Source organism: Salinicoccus halitifaciens (assembly GCF_021026095.1).
Classification (GTDB): Bacteria; Bacillota; Bacilli; order Staphylococcales; family Salinicoccaceae; genus Lacicoccus; species Lacicoccus halitifaciens.
Map to the genome: position 1 here is coordinate 151,416 of NZ_JAJNCU010000002.1, position 13,979 is coordinate 165,394.

Below are 13,979 nucleotides of genomic sequence, written 5' to 3' on the forward strand. Positions count from 1 at the left end.
ATGATGAAAGCATTAAGGACGGTGGTAATATGGCAACTGAAAATATATATCCTGAAGAGTTCGGCTATCATTTTTCAAACGGCAACTTTGAGAGAATCTACAGGCAGACGGCCTCCGTATTCAAATCCCGGATGAGCATGAACGATTTCTCGGAGGCCGCATCGGAGTTCCGTGACGGCACGGGCAGGTTCCAGCTGAAGCACCAATCGCAGCTCGAGCCGGGCATCAAACGGTTCTGCTGGGTGGATTCGGGGACGGAGCGGATGATCGTCACGGCATTCAACGATGCGGGGGAAATTGTCGGTATCCAGTTCGATATCTATGAAAAATTCAAGACGGACCGGGTGCTCACGATCAACCGCTACCAGCTGCCGTTCACGGGGGAATGGTTTGTGCTCTGGGGCGGGGCGAACAACTTTATGAACTACCATTATCCCCATAAACACCAGCGTTATGCCTACGACTTCATCAGAAAAGAGGGCGGCATGGCACATTCCGGCGACGCCAATGACTTGAATGCATACTACGCCTACAACAGTCCGGTGACCGCCCCTGCAGCGGGCACGGTGGTGCGGGTGCTTGACGGCATCGCAGATAATGCGCCTTTCGAGATGAACACCGAAGCGCCGGAAGGGAACGCGGTCATCATCGAGCACGCGAACAATGAATATTCCCTGCTGGCCCACCTCAGGAACCGTTCGATCATGGTCGGCCTGGGTGACGAAGTGGCGGCCGGCGATATGATTGCACAGTGCGGCAACAGCGGCGCCTCGGATACGCCGCATCTCCATTTCCATGTGATGGACGGCATTGATCCGCACGCATCCGACTCCATCCGTATCCAGTTCGCCTCGGGGCGCGAGCCTGTGCAGGGTGACACTGTGAGAGGCCGGAAATGATGGAAATCAAAGCGCGCGGCCCCTACAGTTTCGAAGAGACGCTCAGGTATATGCGGCGTCAGGACGACTGCCTCTATACGGTGAAAGGTGACGCGATCTACAAGGCCGAATGGTTCGGCGGCCGTAAAGTGCTGATGAAACTGACTGCTGGTAAGGAAGACAGTGTGCGGGTCGAAGTTTTATTCAATGAAGGGGTGCCTGATGAAGACATCAGGACGTACTGCACCGAATGGCTGGACCTCGGGTATGACCTGGAGTCGTTTTATGAGTTCGCCCGCCGGGACCAGCGCCTCGGCCGGATGGTCGAAAAGCGCCGTGGCTACCGGATGGTGGGCAAAGTCAAAATCGAGGATGCCTTTTTATGGGCGATACTCGGCCAGCAGATTACGATGAGTTTTGCATATGTCCTGAAGCGGCGGGTCATCGAACATTGCGGGCACCACCTTGAATACAAAGGGGAGCGGTTTTTATTGATGCCCCCTGCAGCCGAAATCGCCGCAATTCACAGCGACGTGCTGCGGGAGATGCAGATCTCGAGGCGGAAGACGGAATATATACAAGACGTGATGAAGAGCGTCGACGCAGGCGAACTTTCGAAATCCCGCCTCGAGACTTTTGAGGACTATGACGAAGTGCTGAAAGATATGACATCATACCGGGGCATCGGGCCGTGGAGTGCGAATACCGTCTTGATGCGCACGCTTAAGTTCAGGAATGCCGTACCGGTCGGAGATGCCGGCATCAAAAATGCGATTCGCCTCGTCGACGGCATGGACGCCGCCCCTTCCAGGGCGTACATCGATCAAGTCACGGACCAATGGGGCGAATTCGGCATGTACGCGACCCTCTATATGTGGGAGACGCTGTAACGGATTGTCCCGATGTGTGCGATGAGCTGTTGGAGCTGTAACAGACCGTCCCAATGTGTGTGAGGATCTATTGAATCAGGAACACCATCGTGGAATTGCGCCGCCTCTATACTATCACTGTAAAAGAGCTTTCCCCGCTGATGAAGATGTTCCCGAGGCTGGACCATTTGAAAGACGCCTTTGTCCCCGGACATCAAGGAGATGGGTCTGGTTCAGGATAAAAATAAAGAACACCGATCCGCCGGAAGTCACGCTTCATCCGGTTGACTGGTGTTCTTTATTATTCATCCCTGCCATTCCCAGGCGTTTCGCGCCGGAAGGCGACGATGAGGCTGACGACGACGATGATGACGAGGCCGATCATCAGGGGTATCTGAAATTGGGCGGGGATGCTGTCGTGCAGGAAATAGTAGATTGCGATTGCTGCGATGAGGGTGAGTAAAAAGTTGAGCCATTTGTAAGCTGCAGTATCCATAAAACCTCCAAAAGTCATGTGATTGATAGTCATCCATTTTCAATAATGTTATCATAAATTTAAAGAGATCATTACCAAATAGGAGGATTTATCATGAATTACATTATGAGCATCCAGTTACTGCCGTACTACCCGGATAAGAATGAAGCATTTTCAAATGTGGACAGTGCCATCGACATCATCGAGAACAGCGGGCTTACACATTTTGTCGGCCCGATGGAGACGACGGTCGAGGGCAGCATCGATGAGCTGTTGAACCTTGTGAAGAAACTGAACAGTCATCTGGGTGAAGATGGGGCGGCCAGGGTCGTCAACAACATCAAGCTCGTCCAGTCATCAGAAAAAATCTCCATCAAAGAAATCCTGAAGGATTATTACGAGTTCGACGACGAAGAGTAAGCGAACCGGGGAGCGGGGTGGAATCATGGCGAAATGTCCGATATGCGGCCATAAGTGGACGTATAAGCAGAAAGTGCTGGGGTATGCACTGAAACCGAGGACGCGGACGAAATGCCCGGACTGCAAATCATATATCGAACCGTCCACTGCATCGATCATCGTCGACTATGTGGCGATCATTGCGCTCGCACTCCTCGTCTTCATCGGCATCCCGCTTCTGCAGCTGCCGATGGGCACCTCGGTCATGCTGACCGGTGCCCTCATCCTCGTTTATATACTGGGCGTCATCCCTTTGACCGTCCGCTTCAAACAATATGATTACAAAATAAAGACACCCGGATAGGGTGTTTTTATTTTGTCCGCGAGCGGGTCGCGGAATCGCAACATCAGCCCGGAACTGCTTCGAAGGTTGCGAAAACAGGTGGCGAAATCGCAACATTGACCCGGTATTGCCCCGAAGGTTGCGGAAACAGGTGCCGGAATCGCAACGTTGTGCCGGGATTGTCTCGAAGGTTGCGAAAACAGGTGGCGAAATCGCAACATTGACCTGGGATTGCCCCGAAGATTGCGAAAACAGGTGCCGGAATCGCAACGTTGTGCCGGGATTGTCCCGAAGGTTGCGGAAACAGGTGGCGGAATCGCAACATCAGCCCGAAACTGCCCTGAAGGTGCGAAAACAGGTGCCGAAATCGCAATATCAGCCCGCAAAGACCTCAAAGGTTACGAATCCGTGTGGCTCTCATAATAAACTTCCCCGCGCACGATCGTCATCATGAGATCTTTATTTTCATCATACATCACAAGGTCCGCCGGGTGGCCGGGCCGGAGCATCCCCCGCTCGTCAATCATCCCGAGTGATGTCAAAGCGTTGAAGGAGGTCATTTTGACGATGTCGGTCCAGCCGCAGCCGGTGAACTCAAACATGTTTTTGACTGCCTGCTTCATCGTCAGCACGCTGCCGGCAAGGGTGCCGCCCTCGAGGCGCGCCTCACTCCCCTCGACGAAAACCTCCTGCCCGCCGAGGTCATACCGGCCGTCGCCCAACCCCTGTGCGCGCATCGCATCGGTGATCATGATCATCCTGTCCGAGGTGATATTGTCATAGGCGAGCTTCACCATCTCCGGATTCGAATGCACGCCGTCCGCGATGATCTCCACATATGCATCCCCCATGAAACTGTATCCGACAACTCCGGGTTCCCGGTGATGCAGCCCGCGCATGCCGTTGTACAGATGGGTGATGTGCGCGAGTCCGTGCCGGTGTGCAGCCTCGAGCTCGCGGTATGCCGCATCCGTGTGGCCGGCGGATGGGATGATCGCAAGCTCTTCCATCGCCTGCAGCAATTCATATCCCGGATCCTCCTCAGGCGCATAAGTCATGATGCGTATCCGATCACCGGAAGCTTTCTGCAGTTCGCGGAGCGCCTCCACATCCGGGGGCAGGATGAAGCGGGGGTCCTGGGCACCCGGATGGGCTTTGGAAATAAAGGGCCCCTCCTGATGGATGCCGAGCATCTCGGCACCACCTGTGTACCGGTAGCCCGAAAGATTTTCGAGTGCGGCGCGGATGTCATCAAGGCATGAAGTCATCGTGGTGGCCAAAAACGCGGTCGTGCCGGTCGAAGGCAGGTGGCGGCTGATCGTCCTCAAAAAATTCTCATCGGCATCCATCGCATCCACCCCGGCCGCCCCGTGTATGTGGATCTCCACGGCACCGGGCAGAAGATGCCGCCCCCGTCCGTCAATTGTCCGGGCGGCCGCCGGCACCTCACTCATCGGTCCGGAGGCGGCAATATTCTCCCCTTCAATCTTCAGCCAGTGATTTTCAAGCATCTCTTCGTGGCTGACGAGTGTGATATTGGTGATCAGCAAAGACATGGCAGGCTCCTTTTTAAATATAATTTCACAATAAAATTGTGATTTATCCCTTTTATTTTATGTGGTATATTTAGGTAAGATTACATGCTTTACATATTTTATCATTTTTTAATGAGGGGGAGAAATATGAAGGGGAAAAGTACGAAGGGGAGAGGTGCATTTCGTTACATTCAGAACATGGGGCGTTCATTCATGCTTCCGGTTGCGGTCCTGCCTGCTGCGGCGATACTGCTCGGCATCGGTTATGCGATCGATCCGGACGGCTGGGGGGAGAACAATCTTGCAGCAGCGATTCTGATCAATGCGGGTAATGCGATCCTGAACTATCTGGCGCTGATATTCGCAGTGGGTCTTGCATTCGGGATGTCGAAGGATAAAAGCGGTGCTGCGGCACTTTCGGGGCTCGTGTCATTCCTTGTGGTCATCACGCTGCTCAGTGCGGATGCGGTCGCAATGTACACCGGCACATCGCCGGATGAAGTGAATGCAGCGTTCGGGGTCATCGAGAACAACGTCCTGATTGGCATTGTGACCGGCCTCATTGCGGCAGCACTCTACAACAAGTTCAGTGATGTGAAGCTGCCTGAGTATCTGGCATTCTTCAGCGGCCGCCGTGCGGTGCCGATCATCGCATCATTCGTCATGATTTTCGTGAGTCTGGTTTTATTTTTCGTATGGCCGCTCCTTTACGGCGCGCTTGTGACATTCGGTGAATGGATATTGAACATGGGTGCGCTTGGTGCGGGGATCTACGGGTTTGCGAACCGGCTTTTGATTCCGACGGGGCTGCATCACGCCCTGAACTCGATCTTCTGGTGGGATACCGTCGGCATCAACGATATCCCGAACTTCCTGTCGGGATCGGGTGAACAGGGTATCACCGGCCGTTATCAGGCAGGATTCTTCCCGATCATGATGTTCGGGCTGCCGGGTGCGGCACTTGCGATGTACCACACCGCAAAATCGAAATATAAGAAGGCGGCGGGGTCGCTTTTGCTCACGGCATCACTTACGGCTTTCCTGACCGGGGTGACGGAGCCGCTTGAATTTTCATTCATGTTCCTTGCACCGCTCCTGTACGTCGTCCATGCGCTGCTCACCGGGATTTCGATGTTCATCGCGGCAACGTTCGAATGGACCGCAGGATTCGGATTCAGCGCAGGCCTCGTCGATATGGTGCTCAGCCTGAACAACCCGGTCGCAAACCAGCCGTGGATGCTCCTCGTGCAGGGTGTGTTCTTCTTCATCCTGTACTATGTCATCTTCAGGGCGCTCATCCCGGCGCTTGATTTGAAGACGCCGGGGCGCGATGACGCGGTTTTGAGCACCGAAGGTGCAACAGCGGATGACGGGGATGAGGATACGGTCCGGCCTTCAAATGCAGATGATAAATACACGCGTAAGGCAGATCAGATCCTGATCGGTCTCGGCGGTAAGGAGAACATCGACACGGTCGACTACTGCACGACGCGCCTCCGCATCAATATCCACGATGAATCGAAAGTGGACAAGGGGCAGATCAAGGCGGCAGGAGTGCACGGCATTGCGAAACCGGGCAAAAACAACATCCAGGTCGTCGTCGGCACAGAAGTCGAACATGTCGCAGAAGAAATGAAGAAAATGCTGTAGATTCATGAAGCACCTCTTTTCAGGGGTGCTTTTTTCATCGGACGGACGGGTAAAGGTGGTAGTATGATATTTAAAGAAAAGGGGAGGTACATCATGTTTTCATATCAGCATCCCGTCAGGATACATTTCGGGCAGGGCGTATTCTCGGAACTGGAAGATATGCTCAGGCCTTATAATTTTTCATCGTACGTCATCGTCATGTCGGCTTCCCAGATCGACAACGGGCTCGACCGCCTTGTGAAGTCGCAGCTCGGGGACGATGTCAAAGATGTGGTGACCAATATCACGCCGAACCCGACGCTTGAAGACGTCCGGCGCATCGCCCGCGTGATGGAGGCGAATGAAGCGGACTGCCTGATCGCAATCGGCGGCGGTTCAGTGATGGATGCCGCAAAGGCGGCCGCAGCGGTTTATTTGGAGAGCATCGATATCGATCGTCTGCTGGAACGGACGGATTTTCAGGTGAGCCTGCCGGTGGTCGCCATTCCGACGACGAGCGGGTCCGGGTCCGAAGTGACGCCGGTGAGCGTCATCAGTGATGAGGCGAACAGCCTGAAAGTGCCGCTCACCGGAGAGGGGCTGTATCCCAAGGCCGCAATCGTGGATCCGGAGCTGACTTTGACATGTCCGGCTGCGGTCACTGCGGTCTCGGGCATCGATGTCATCTGCCACGCACTGGACTGCCTCGGATCGGCCGCCCATAATCCGATATCGGATGCGCTCGCCGTTTCGGCTGCCAAGCTTGCATTTGAAAATCTTGAGCGTGCATACCATGAACCAATGAACAACGGGGTGCGGGAGAACATGGCGGCCGCAAGCCTGATGGCGGGCCTCGCGGTTTCACAGACCGGCACCTCGGGGTCGCATGCGTTGAGTTACTATATGACTTCCCATTACGGGGTACCCCACGGGGAGGCCTGTGCGCTCACCGCAGGCGACTGGTACATCATCAATTCAGGTGCGAACCCGAAGCTTGATGCACATGCGGAGATGATTGGGTTCAGTGATGCCCGGGATCTGAACAGGCATCTGGATGAACTGAAGCTTGCGACGGGCCTTGCGGTGACATTCGAAGATCTCGGCATCGGACATAGCGGTATCGAAGAGATCATAGAGCGGGGATTTGCTGCGGCGGATATGAAGAACAACATCGCACAGCCGGAGCAGGCGGAAGTGTTCAGATTTTTAAGTCAGAAGTAAATCTGGTATAATGACCGAAAATAGAAAAGGGAATGAACAATGGCAGACAAAAAGTACATCAGGGTCGTCGGCGCGGTCATCGTGAACTCCGATGATGAAATATTATGCGCCCAGCGGCCTGAAGACAAAAATTTAGCGCTGAAATGGGAATTTCCCGGAGGTAAGGTGGAGACCGGCGAAACGGAGACAGAGGCACTTGTACGCGAACTGGAAGAAGAGATGGAATGCCGGATCGATGTGCTGGATAAAATAACTACAACCATACACGAGTACGATTTCGGCATTGTCGAGCTCACGACGTATTACGCGGAATTACTTGCAGGAGAAATCAAACTTTTGGAACATGTCGACATGAAATGGATGAGCCGGGAAAACATCGGTGACCTGGACTGGGCACCGGCGGATATACCGGCAATAGAAATGATTCAAACACAAAAGGGAGCTATCAAGTAAATGAAAGTCTCGATAATAGGGGCAGGCAACGGCGGCATTGTAGCAGCGGCGGATTTGACGGAAAAAGGGCACGAAGTGACTTTGTACCACTCGAAAAATGCTTTGAAGGATCCACACCCGAACATAATGGAAGGGCACGTGGGCTTCAAAGGCCGGCTTGTCCGCTTCCAGCAGTATACGCAGGACCCGAAGCTCGCTGTGGCCGGTGCGGATGTCATCATGACATGCCTGCCGACCAACGCACTGCTCGATATTTTCAAGGAGATCAGCCCGCATCTGGAAGACGGGCAGATGATCTACATCAACGGTGCGAGCTCGATGTTCAGCATCCTGATCCACAATTATCTCAAAGAAACGAGACCCGAACTCGAAGTGTATGTCGGCGAATCCATGTCGCTCACATATGCTGCAAGATACGACTATATGGAAAACAAGGCGGAAGTGATCCTTTACAGCCATCACAACCTGTTCAGTGCATACCCGGCTGTGCATACCAAGATGATGCTTGAAAAACTGGATCAATTGTATGACTGCTTTGTGCCGGCGAAAAACATCATGGAGCCGGCACTGAACAACGGGAACCCGGAAAGCCATCCCGCGCCTGCGATTTTGAACACAGGGTTCATCGACAACCGGGGCGATGAATTTTATTTGTATAAGGACGGCGTGACCGAACACACGATTAAAGTGATCGAGGAGATCGACGTGGAGCGCCAGGGCATATGCAGGGCGCTCGGACTCGATGCGGTCAGTAAAGCCGAGCGTTCCGTGCGCAGTAAATATTTCAGGGAAAGCGAGTCGCTGCAGGAGCAGTATAATACAAGCCCGATATTGAAAGACCTGCCCGGCCCGTCGTCACTCGAGAACCGCTACATCGTCGAAGATGTCACGAACGGGCTCATGCTCTGGAAGAGCATCGCCGAAGCGGTGAAGGTGAAGACGCCGACGATCGACTCGATCATCCATCTGACACGGTTGATGCTGGATGAAAAGTATTTCCATCATCCGCTGACACTGGAACGCCTCGGCCTCGACGCCGGACGCGATCTGAACGCACAGGTATAGGAAAAGCCGGCCCATGGGCCGGCTTTTTTAATCGTTCTTATTATGGACCTTCACATTCGTGCCGCGGTTGTCCGCGATTTCCTTTGCGCGCTTTTCGGCATCCTTCTTACGGTCGAACGTCGCAGAAGCCCGCTTTGCGCCGACTGATTTCACTTTCCATTCATCATCCTCGAAATAAACTTCTACGTCGTTGTCGATGAGCTCCGGGCCGCGGCTGTTGTCGTCGTCATGGTCCTGGAGGTCTTTATTCTCAAGCTTTTTAAGGTCTTCTTTGGAAGCGTCCTTGTACCATTCCTGTGCCTGCTCCGTGCCGATCGGGATCGCCCGGTTCTCATCATAGCCTTCCTCGAGCATCGCATTGATGATGTCGATCGCCTTCCTGCGTTCAAGCCGGTCCAGGTTTTTCAGGGAATCCGGATAGTCATTCATTGTGTAAGCCAAGATAGTACACTCCTTTTAAAGATTTTAGTATCATTATACCCGAATCGAAATCTTTTAATGGAGGCTTGCGATATGTTTTTCACTTATGAAGTCGAAACGGCCGAGCGCAACGAATTCGTCAACATCGATCATCTGGCATTGGAAGTTCTTGAGAAGAGCGGCATCACGGAAGGCATCATCACGGCATTCACCCCGCATACCACTGCCGGGGTCACGATCAATGAAAATGCAGATCCGGATGTGACGCGGGACCTCGTGTACGGCATGGGGGAGACGTTCGATAATAAAAAAGAATACCGGCATGCGGAAGGTAACTCGGATTCTCATATGAAATCTTCGCTGACGGGGGCGAGCGAGACGCTGATCGTCCATGGCAGGGAAATCGTCTACGGCACATGGCAGAGTCTTTATTTTGCGGAATTTGACGGACCGAGGACAAGAAAGGTTTATTTCAAAGTGCTGGAAGGGTAGAGTATAAAAAAGCCCACACTTCTTAGGAATGAAGTGCGGGGTATATTAGGAAATGCTTATGTAATTGAAGCTGTTTATATCTTAACCGCATTTGGGACGGTTGTCCATAAGTTTTTTCCTGTCTTCACAATATTAATGACCAGGAGGTTTTATCATGTTCGGATTGATCAAAGGACTGCTCGGCGTACTGTTCAAACTCTTCATCGTCGGCCTTGCAGCAACGGCGATAGTGGTTGCCGTCGTCGTGTTCCTGCTGAAGAAAGACGTGGACGAAATCAAGGAGTTCACCGACCAGCTGAAGCGCGAAGGACTCGAAGGATTGAAGTTGAACCAGTAATCAGGGAAGGCCGGGGTGTCCCCGGCCTTTTTTGTATGGATTTTGAGCGGTGTTGGGACAGGGAGGGGCGCGGCCGGAGCCGGATGGAAATGCAGGCGCCGGTGCCTCTGTCCGGGGATGAAGCCTGGGCGCCGGACAGAGGTGTGGTGCCTGGTGTCGCCGTCAGGATTGTGAGACGGAATCCGGACGGAGGTGTGAGCGCCGGCTTCCCCATCTGGAATCGCAAGAGGAATCCAGACAGAACCCAGAGTACTATCCCCGCCATCCGGGCCAAGACGCTGAGCCCAGGAATTTCCATCAAAAAAGAGGCCTTAAGGCCTCTTTTGTCATTCATTCAAAGCTTTTTCCAGTACGGAGATGTTCTCGCGCATGATCGACTGGTATGTGGCATCATCCGGATCATCCGCCGTCAGCACTTCCAGGTTGTGGAACTCCAGCGGCTCTGTATCAGTGGAGTTCTGGATTGTATCCGTGATGCGGGAAGTGATGTTCTGCTCATACAAAATATAATCTATATTGTGGGATTCGATGTCATCAACAATGGTCATCAATTCCTGCTGGCTCGGTTCTTCATTGTTCAGGCCGTTGATGGCGGCCTGCTCAAAACCGTATCTGTCAGCGAGATAACCGATGGATTCATGTGAAATGTAGACAGTGTCTCGTGCAGTTTCGTCAGTGACCGCTGCCAGTTCCTGATCAATTTCCTCCAGGTCACTGATGAGCGCTTCATAGTTCTCTTCATACATGGATGCTTCTTCAGGATTCAAGGCAATAAGCTTATCTTTGATCGCTTCTGCCATGGACTGGGAAAATACAGGGTCCAGCCAGATGTGGGGATCGGTCGACCCGTGATCATGATGGTGTTCCTCATGTCCATGGTCCTCATGTTCCTCGTGCTCATGCTCTTCGTGGTCCTCATGTTCTTCATGCCCGTGCTCTTCATGCTCCTCATGGCCGTGTTCATCATCTTCCTCATGTCCATGCTCCTCATGCTCATGGTCATGATCGTACTCCAGCAACTCTTCATCCGAGATGTCTGCAGCAGCGGGCAGAAATTCAGTATGGCCGTCGACGGCATTTTTGATGGTGTTTGCGACCTGATCGAATTCATCTGTCGTGTAGATGAAAAGGTCTCCTTCGGCGAAGCCGACCATATCCTGCTGTGTCGGCTCATAAGTATGGATGTCCACGCCTTTTGGATAAATCGTCTCGACCTGGACGGTGTCCCCGCCGATCTGTTCGGTGAAGCTTTTAAGCGGGAAGACGGTGGTGTAGACTTCAAGTGTCCCGCCGTCTTCGGCGCTGCTGTTTTCATTGCTGCAGGCGGCGAGCGCGAGCAGCATTACAGGTATCAATATTTTTATTATCCGAGTCATTTATAGGTCTCCCTTAAATAAGAATCATTACGTTTTAAAGTATATCGTAACGGTTACGATTAATCAATATTTATTTAATAAATTTATTGTGATTATCAGTTGAAAAATCACACATAAGCATGTAGAATAGATGGGTGACTAAAAATGAAGGTCTTGAAGATATACGAGTCATCCAGCAAGCCGGATGATCAACTGGCCAGTTGATTAGTACACAGACCTCATGTTCAAGAATATTATTTAGGAGGGAATATTGATGAGAGTAAACGTAACTTTAGCTTGTACAGAATGCGGAGACCGCAACTACATTACAACTAAAAACAAAAGAAACAATCCTGAGCGTATTGAAATGAACAAATATTGCCCAAGAACAAACAAATACACATTGCACCGTGAAACGAAGTAATGTTTTTAAAAGGTACAAAGTCTAAATATTTAGACTTTGCGCCTTTTTTTTGTGAATAAAGCCGGGTGAGCCGCAGTTTGTCCCGGCCGTGCCGTTTTTGATTTGAATGATGTCTATATATGTTATAATCAACTTAAAATTACGATTAAAAAAGGAGTACAAAAAATGACTACAATAATGGATGGTAAGAAAGTCGCCGCTCATTTATCAGAAGAGATCAAAGAGGTCGTCGAGAAGTCCCACAGCCTCGGCATCACGCCTAAAGTCGCTTTCGTCAGAGTGGGTGATCTATCCGATTCGATCTCCTATGAAAATGCGGCGGTCAAGCGCTTTGAAAAGCTGGGTATCGAGACGGAGCGGTTCTCATTTCCTGAAGACGTTTCGGCAAGAGCTTTCCTGAGCCGTTTCAGGGAAATCAATGAAAACTACGATATCAACGGCATTCTGCTGCTTCAGCCGGTTCCGGAGCATATCGACATGAAGCGTGTGGTCGAAATCATGAACCCGATCAAAGATATCGATGGCATGACGCCTGAGAACATGGGCAAACTCCTCGTCAAAGAAGAGAATCGTCTTGAGCCGTGTACACCTGCAGCAGTCATGGAAATGCTCAAATTCTACGATATCGAGCTGAAAGGTAAAAATGTCACAGTCGTCGGTGCGAGTGCAGTCGTCGGCAAGCCGCTCTCCATCCTGCTCATGAACCAGGAAGCGACCGTGACGACATGCAACCTGTATACGGATGACCTTGTCTCCAAGTGTAAAGATGCAGATATCATCATCAGCGCTGCAGGCGCTGTGAACCTGATCGACGAGCAACACGTCAAAGAGGGTGCAGTCGTCGTCGATGTGGGCATCAACTTCAATGACGAAGGCAAACTTGTCGGCGATGTGAACTATGAAGCGGTCAAGGACAAGACTTCCTTCATCACCCCGGTCCCGGGCGGCATCGGTGCGATCACGACGACTGTGCTTGCCTACCATCTGATGCTTGCGACAGACTACCAGAAAGAGCCTGTCCTGTTCCTGGAAAAACAATTGTCATAACATGAGGATATCCAATATATCGATGAAGGAAATAAAAACCATCTCCTCATCGTCAGTCCTCTGACCAACAACCATCATGCTCCAGACATCGACGGAGATGACTTTCAAGTCGACGGGGAACCTGTAGCCGTCATGGTAATATTCAATGCGCACCTGCCTTTTCAAGGCAAGTGCGTTTTTTAATGTGCGGTCGATCTCCTCCAGACGGTCGTCGGACAATTCGGGGCGGCTGATCTTCACCTGATCCTCCTGCATCTTCCGGACATTTTCAAATTGCTCCGGCATCGTGGCGAAGGGGGCCCATTTGATCATGCCCCGGCCTTGGGGGATGTTTGAATTCAGCGATTCTCTCGGCATATCACGATAGTCCATCACAATTCCCTCTTTCTCAGTGTTCTATTTGTTATCCACATTATACGAACATACGTTCTATTAATCAAGGGGAGGAATTTATTCACGGATTATAAAACCATGTTAAAATAAACCTATCAATCAGAAAAAAGGTGACAGGATGAAGAAGTTGATCGTAATACTGATACTGCTGGCCGCGGTGATCCTCGTGCTTTCTCTGCCGATCGCACCGGAGACGAGCGACACCGAAAGGGTGATCGTCGACCACACCCTCGGCGTGATGGTGCACCCAGCCTGCTTTGAAGACGCGGGGCTCACCAACTTCATAGATGAAGTATCCTACAGCAACGCCGTGGAAAACTATGAATATGAAATTTTGGGAGAATGCTCGGAAGAGCGGCTGCAGGCAGGAAGAACAAGTATCTTGAGTAAGATATTTGATTAATAGAAATATATTGTCTTTTCTGATAATTGATGTTATATTAGAGCCATACCATTTTTTCATTCTTTCAACTATTATTTGGAAATAGCCTTCCAATGCAGAAAAGGGACCGGACACGGTCCCTTTTTGTGTCTTCAGAGGATGGGGATGGTTGGGAATCGCAACGTTTGCTCGGAATGCATCTGAAGGTGGCGGAAACCGGGGTGCAGAATCGCAACGCTGACCCGGAATACAGCACAAGGTT

Annotated in this window: 18 protein-coding genes; 13 read left to right on the plus strand and 5 right to left on the minus strand. The window is 51.7% G+C overall.

Annotated elements, in window-relative coordinates; all coding sequences use genetic code 11:
* Positions 1-29: 29 nt before the first annotated feature.
* Both LPW40_RS05395 and LPW40_RS05400 read left to right on the plus strand, forming a co-directional pair.
* Entirely contained in the window at positions 30-899 is an 870-nt protein-coding gene (locus LPW40_RS05395; RefSeq protein ID WP_230821208.1) for a M23 family metallopeptidase, read from the plus strand.
* The gene (locus LPW40_RS05400; RefSeq protein ID WP_230821209.1) at positions 896-1,768 is read left to right on the plus strand and encodes a DNA-3-methyladenine glycosylase family protein; all 873 of its coding nucleotides are present in this window, start codon (positions 896-898) and stop codon (positions 1,766-1,768) included. The genes LPW40_RS05395 and LPW40_RS05400 overlap by 4 nt, the downstream gene beginning before the upstream one ends.
* 280 nt (positions 1,769-2,048) lie before the next feature.
* Here LPW40_RS05400 and LPW40_RS05405 read toward each other — a convergent pair whose 3' ends face one another.
* Positions 2,049-2,243, minus strand: coding sequence for a hypothetical protein (locus LPW40_RS05405; RefSeq protein WP_230821210.1), 195 nt, complete (start codon positions 2,241-2,243; stop codon positions 2,049-2,051).
* A gap of 93 nt (positions 2,244-2,336) precedes the next feature.
* On the opposite strand from LPW40_RS05405, the gene LPW40_RS05410 reads away from it, so the two are divergent.
* Together LPW40_RS05410 and LPW40_RS05415 are read left to right on the plus strand one after the other, a co-directional pair.
* Positions 2,337-2,642, plus strand: coding sequence for a thiamine-binding protein (locus LPW40_RS05410; RefSeq protein WP_097040123.1), 306 nt, complete (start codon positions 2,337-2,339; stop codon positions 2,640-2,642).
* Positions 2,643-2,667: 25 nt separating this feature from the next.
* Complete coding sequence (locus LPW40_RS05415) at positions 2,668-2,985, plus strand: hypothetical protein (RefSeq protein ID WP_230821211.1); 318 nt, start codon at positions 2,668-2,670, stop codon at positions 2,983-2,985.
* Between the two features lie 377 nt (positions 2,986-3,362).
* Here LPW40_RS05415 and nagA read toward each other — a convergent pair whose 3' ends face one another.
* The gene (nagA, locus tag LPW40_RS05420) at positions 3,363-4,520 is read right to left on the minus strand and encodes an N-acetylglucosamine-6-phosphate deacetylase (protein WP_230821212.1); all 1,158 of its coding nucleotides are present in this window, start codon (positions 4,518-4,520) and stop codon (positions 3,363-3,365) included.
* 126 nt (positions 4,521-4,646) lie between these two features.
* Between nagA and nagE the strand changes: the two genes are divergently transcribed.
* The 4 genes from nagE to LPW40_RS05440 all read left to right on the plus strand — a co-directional run bounded on the left by nagE (position 4,647) and on the right by LPW40_RS05440 (position 8,867).
* Positions 4,647-6,149 (plus strand): N-acetylglucosamine-specific PTS transporter subunit IIBC, encoded by a 1,503-nt coding sequence (nagE, locus tag LPW40_RS05425; RefSeq protein ID WP_230821213.1) that lies wholly within the window; start codon positions 4,647-4,649, stop codon positions 6,147-6,149.
* Between the two features lie 93 nt (positions 6,150-6,242).
* Positions 6,243-7,349, plus strand: a complete 1,107-nt coding sequence (locus tag LPW40_RS05430) for an iron-containing alcohol dehydrogenase (RefSeq protein ID WP_230821214.1) — start codon at positions 6,243-6,245, stop codon at positions 7,347-7,349.
* Positions 7,350-7,388: 39 nt separating this feature from the next.
* Entirely contained in the window at positions 7,389-7,802 is a 414-nt protein-coding gene (locus LPW40_RS05435) for a (deoxy)nucleoside triphosphate pyrophosphohydrolase (RefSeq protein ID WP_230821215.1), read from the plus strand.
* Positions 7,803-8,867 (plus strand): NAD/NADP-dependent octopine/nopaline dehydrogenase family protein, encoded by a 1,065-nt coding sequence (locus tag LPW40_RS05440; RefSeq protein WP_230821216.1) that lies wholly within the window; start codon positions 7,803-7,805, stop codon positions 8,865-8,867. It begins immediately after the preceding gene.
* Positions 8,868-8,894: 27 nt separating this feature from the next.
* Here the strand turns inward: LPW40_RS05440 and LPW40_RS05445 are convergent, their stop codons facing one another.
* Positions 8,895-9,308, minus strand: coding sequence for a DUF2188 domain-containing protein (locus LPW40_RS05445; protein ID WP_230821217.1), 414 nt, complete (start codon positions 9,306-9,308; stop codon positions 8,895-8,897).
* 72 nt (positions 9,309-9,380) lie between these two features.
* On the opposite strand from LPW40_RS05445, the gene LPW40_RS05450 reads away from it, so the two are divergent.
* Positions 9,381-9,779: a secondary thiamine-phosphate synthase enzyme YjbQ gene (locus LPW40_RS05450; protein WP_230821218.1), complete on the plus strand. Its 399-nt coding sequence runs from the start codon at positions 9,381-9,383 to the stop codon at positions 9,777-9,779.
* Between the two features lie 154 nt (positions 9,780-9,933).
* Positions 9,934-10,116, plus strand: a complete 183-nt coding sequence (locus LPW40_RS05455; RefSeq protein WP_097040106.1) for a hypothetical protein — start codon at positions 9,934-9,936, stop codon at positions 10,114-10,116.
* A gap of 326 nt (positions 10,117-10,442) precedes the next feature.
* On the opposite strand, the gene LPW40_RS05460 is transcribed toward LPW40_RS05455, so the two are convergent.
* Positions 10,443-11,492, minus strand: coding sequence for a metal ABC transporter solute-binding protein, Zn/Mn family (locus LPW40_RS05460; RefSeq protein WP_230821219.1), 1,050 nt, complete (start codon positions 11,490-11,492; stop codon positions 10,443-10,445).
* Positions 11,493-11,745: 253 nt separating this feature from the next.
* Between LPW40_RS05460 and rpmG the strand changes: the two genes are divergently transcribed.
* Entirely contained in the window at positions 11,746-11,895 is a 150-nt protein-coding gene (gene rpmG / locus LPW40_RS05465) for a 50S ribosomal protein L33 (protein WP_097040102.1), read from the plus strand.
* 165 nt (positions 11,896-12,060) lie between these two features.
* Complete coding sequence (locus LPW40_RS05470; RefSeq protein WP_230821220.1) at positions 12,061-12,942, plus strand: bifunctional 5,10-methylenetetrahydrofolate dehydrogenase/5,10-methenyltetrahydrofolate cyclohydrolase; 882 nt, start codon at positions 12,061-12,063, stop codon at positions 12,940-12,942.
* Here the strand turns inward: LPW40_RS05470 and LPW40_RS05475 are convergent.
* The gene (locus LPW40_RS05475) at positions 12,937-13,314 is read right to left on the minus strand and encodes a YolD-like family protein (protein WP_230821221.1); all 378 of its coding nucleotides are present in this window, start codon (positions 13,312-13,314) and stop codon (positions 12,937-12,939) included. The genes LPW40_RS05470 and LPW40_RS05475 overlap by 6 nt on opposite strands.
* 139 nt (positions 13,315-13,453) lie before the next feature.
* Here LPW40_RS05475 and LPW40_RS05480 point away from each other — a divergent pair, with 139 nt between their 5' ends.
* Positions 13,454-13,738, plus strand: a complete 285-nt coding sequence (locus tag LPW40_RS05480) for an alpha-amylase (RefSeq protein WP_230821222.1) — start codon at positions 13,454-13,456, stop codon at positions 13,736-13,738.
* Positions 13,739-13,979: the final 241 nt, after the last annotated feature.

What these genes read in the sequence shown, in the direction of transcription:
- LPW40_RS05395 (WP_230821208.1), top strand. Translation starts at nt 30, where the DNA reads ATGGCAACTGAAAATATATATCCTGAAGAGTTCGGCTATCATTTTTCA.
- LPW40_RS05400 (WP_230821209.1), top strand. Translation starts at nt 896, where the DNA reads ATGATGGAAATCAAAGCGCGCGGCCCCTACAGTTTCGAAGAGACGCTC.
- LPW40_RS05405 (WP_230821210.1), bottom strand. Translation starts at nt 2,243, where the DNA reads ATGGATACTGCAGCTTACAAATGGCTCAACTTTTTACTCACCCTCATC.
- LPW40_RS05410 (WP_097040123.1), top strand. Translation starts at nt 2,337, where the DNA reads ATGAATTACATTATGAGCATCCAGTTACTGCCGTACTACCCGGATAAG.
- LPW40_RS05415 (WP_230821211.1), top strand. Translation starts at nt 2,668, where the DNA reads ATGGCGAAATGTCCGATATGCGGCCATAAGTGGACGTATAAGCAGAAA.
- nagA (WP_230821212.1), bottom strand. Translation starts at nt 4,520, where the DNA reads ATGTCTTTGCTGATCACCAATATCACACTCGTCAGCCACGAAGAGATG.
- nagE (WP_230821213.1), top strand. Translation starts at nt 4,647, where the DNA reads ATGAAGGGGAAAAGTACGAAGGGGAGAGGTGCATTTCGTTACATTCAG.
- LPW40_RS05430 (WP_230821214.1), top strand. Translation starts at nt 6,243, where the DNA reads ATGTTTTCATATCAGCATCCCGTCAGGATACATTTCGGGCAGGGCGTA.
- LPW40_RS05435 (WP_230821215.1), top strand. Translation starts at nt 7,389, where the DNA reads ATGGCAGACAAAAAGTACATCAGGGTCGTCGGCGCGGTCATCGTGAAC.
- LPW40_RS05440 (WP_230821216.1), top strand. Translation starts at nt 7,803, where the DNA reads ATGAAAGTCTCGATAATAGGGGCAGGCAACGGCGGCATTGTAGCAGCG.
- LPW40_RS05450 (WP_230821218.1), top strand. Translation starts at nt 9,381, where the DNA reads ATGTTTTTCACTTATGAAGTCGAAACGGCCGAGCGCAACGAATTCGTC.
- LPW40_RS05455 (WP_097040106.1), top strand. Translation starts at nt 9,934, where the DNA reads ATGTTCGGATTGATCAAAGGACTGCTCGGCGTACTGTTCAAACTCTTC.
- LPW40_RS05460 (WP_230821219.1), bottom strand. Translation starts at nt 11,492, where the DNA reads ATGACTCGGATAATAAAAATATTGATACCTGTAATGCTGCTCGCGCTC.
- rpmG (WP_097040102.1), top strand. Translation starts at nt 11,746, where the DNA reads ATGAGAGTAAACGTAACTTTAGCTTGTACAGAATGCGGAGACCGCAAC.
- LPW40_RS05470 (WP_230821220.1), top strand. Translation starts at nt 12,061, where the DNA reads ATGACTACAATAATGGATGGTAAGAAAGTCGCCGCTCATTTATCAGAA.
- LPW40_RS05475 (WP_230821221.1), bottom strand. Translation starts at nt 13,314, where the DNA reads ATGGACTATCGTGATATGCCGAGAGAATCGCTGAATTCAAACATCCCC.
- LPW40_RS05480 (WP_230821222.1), top strand. Translation starts at nt 13,454, where the DNA reads ATGAAGAAGTTGATCGTAATACTGATACTGCTGGCCGCGGTGATCCTC.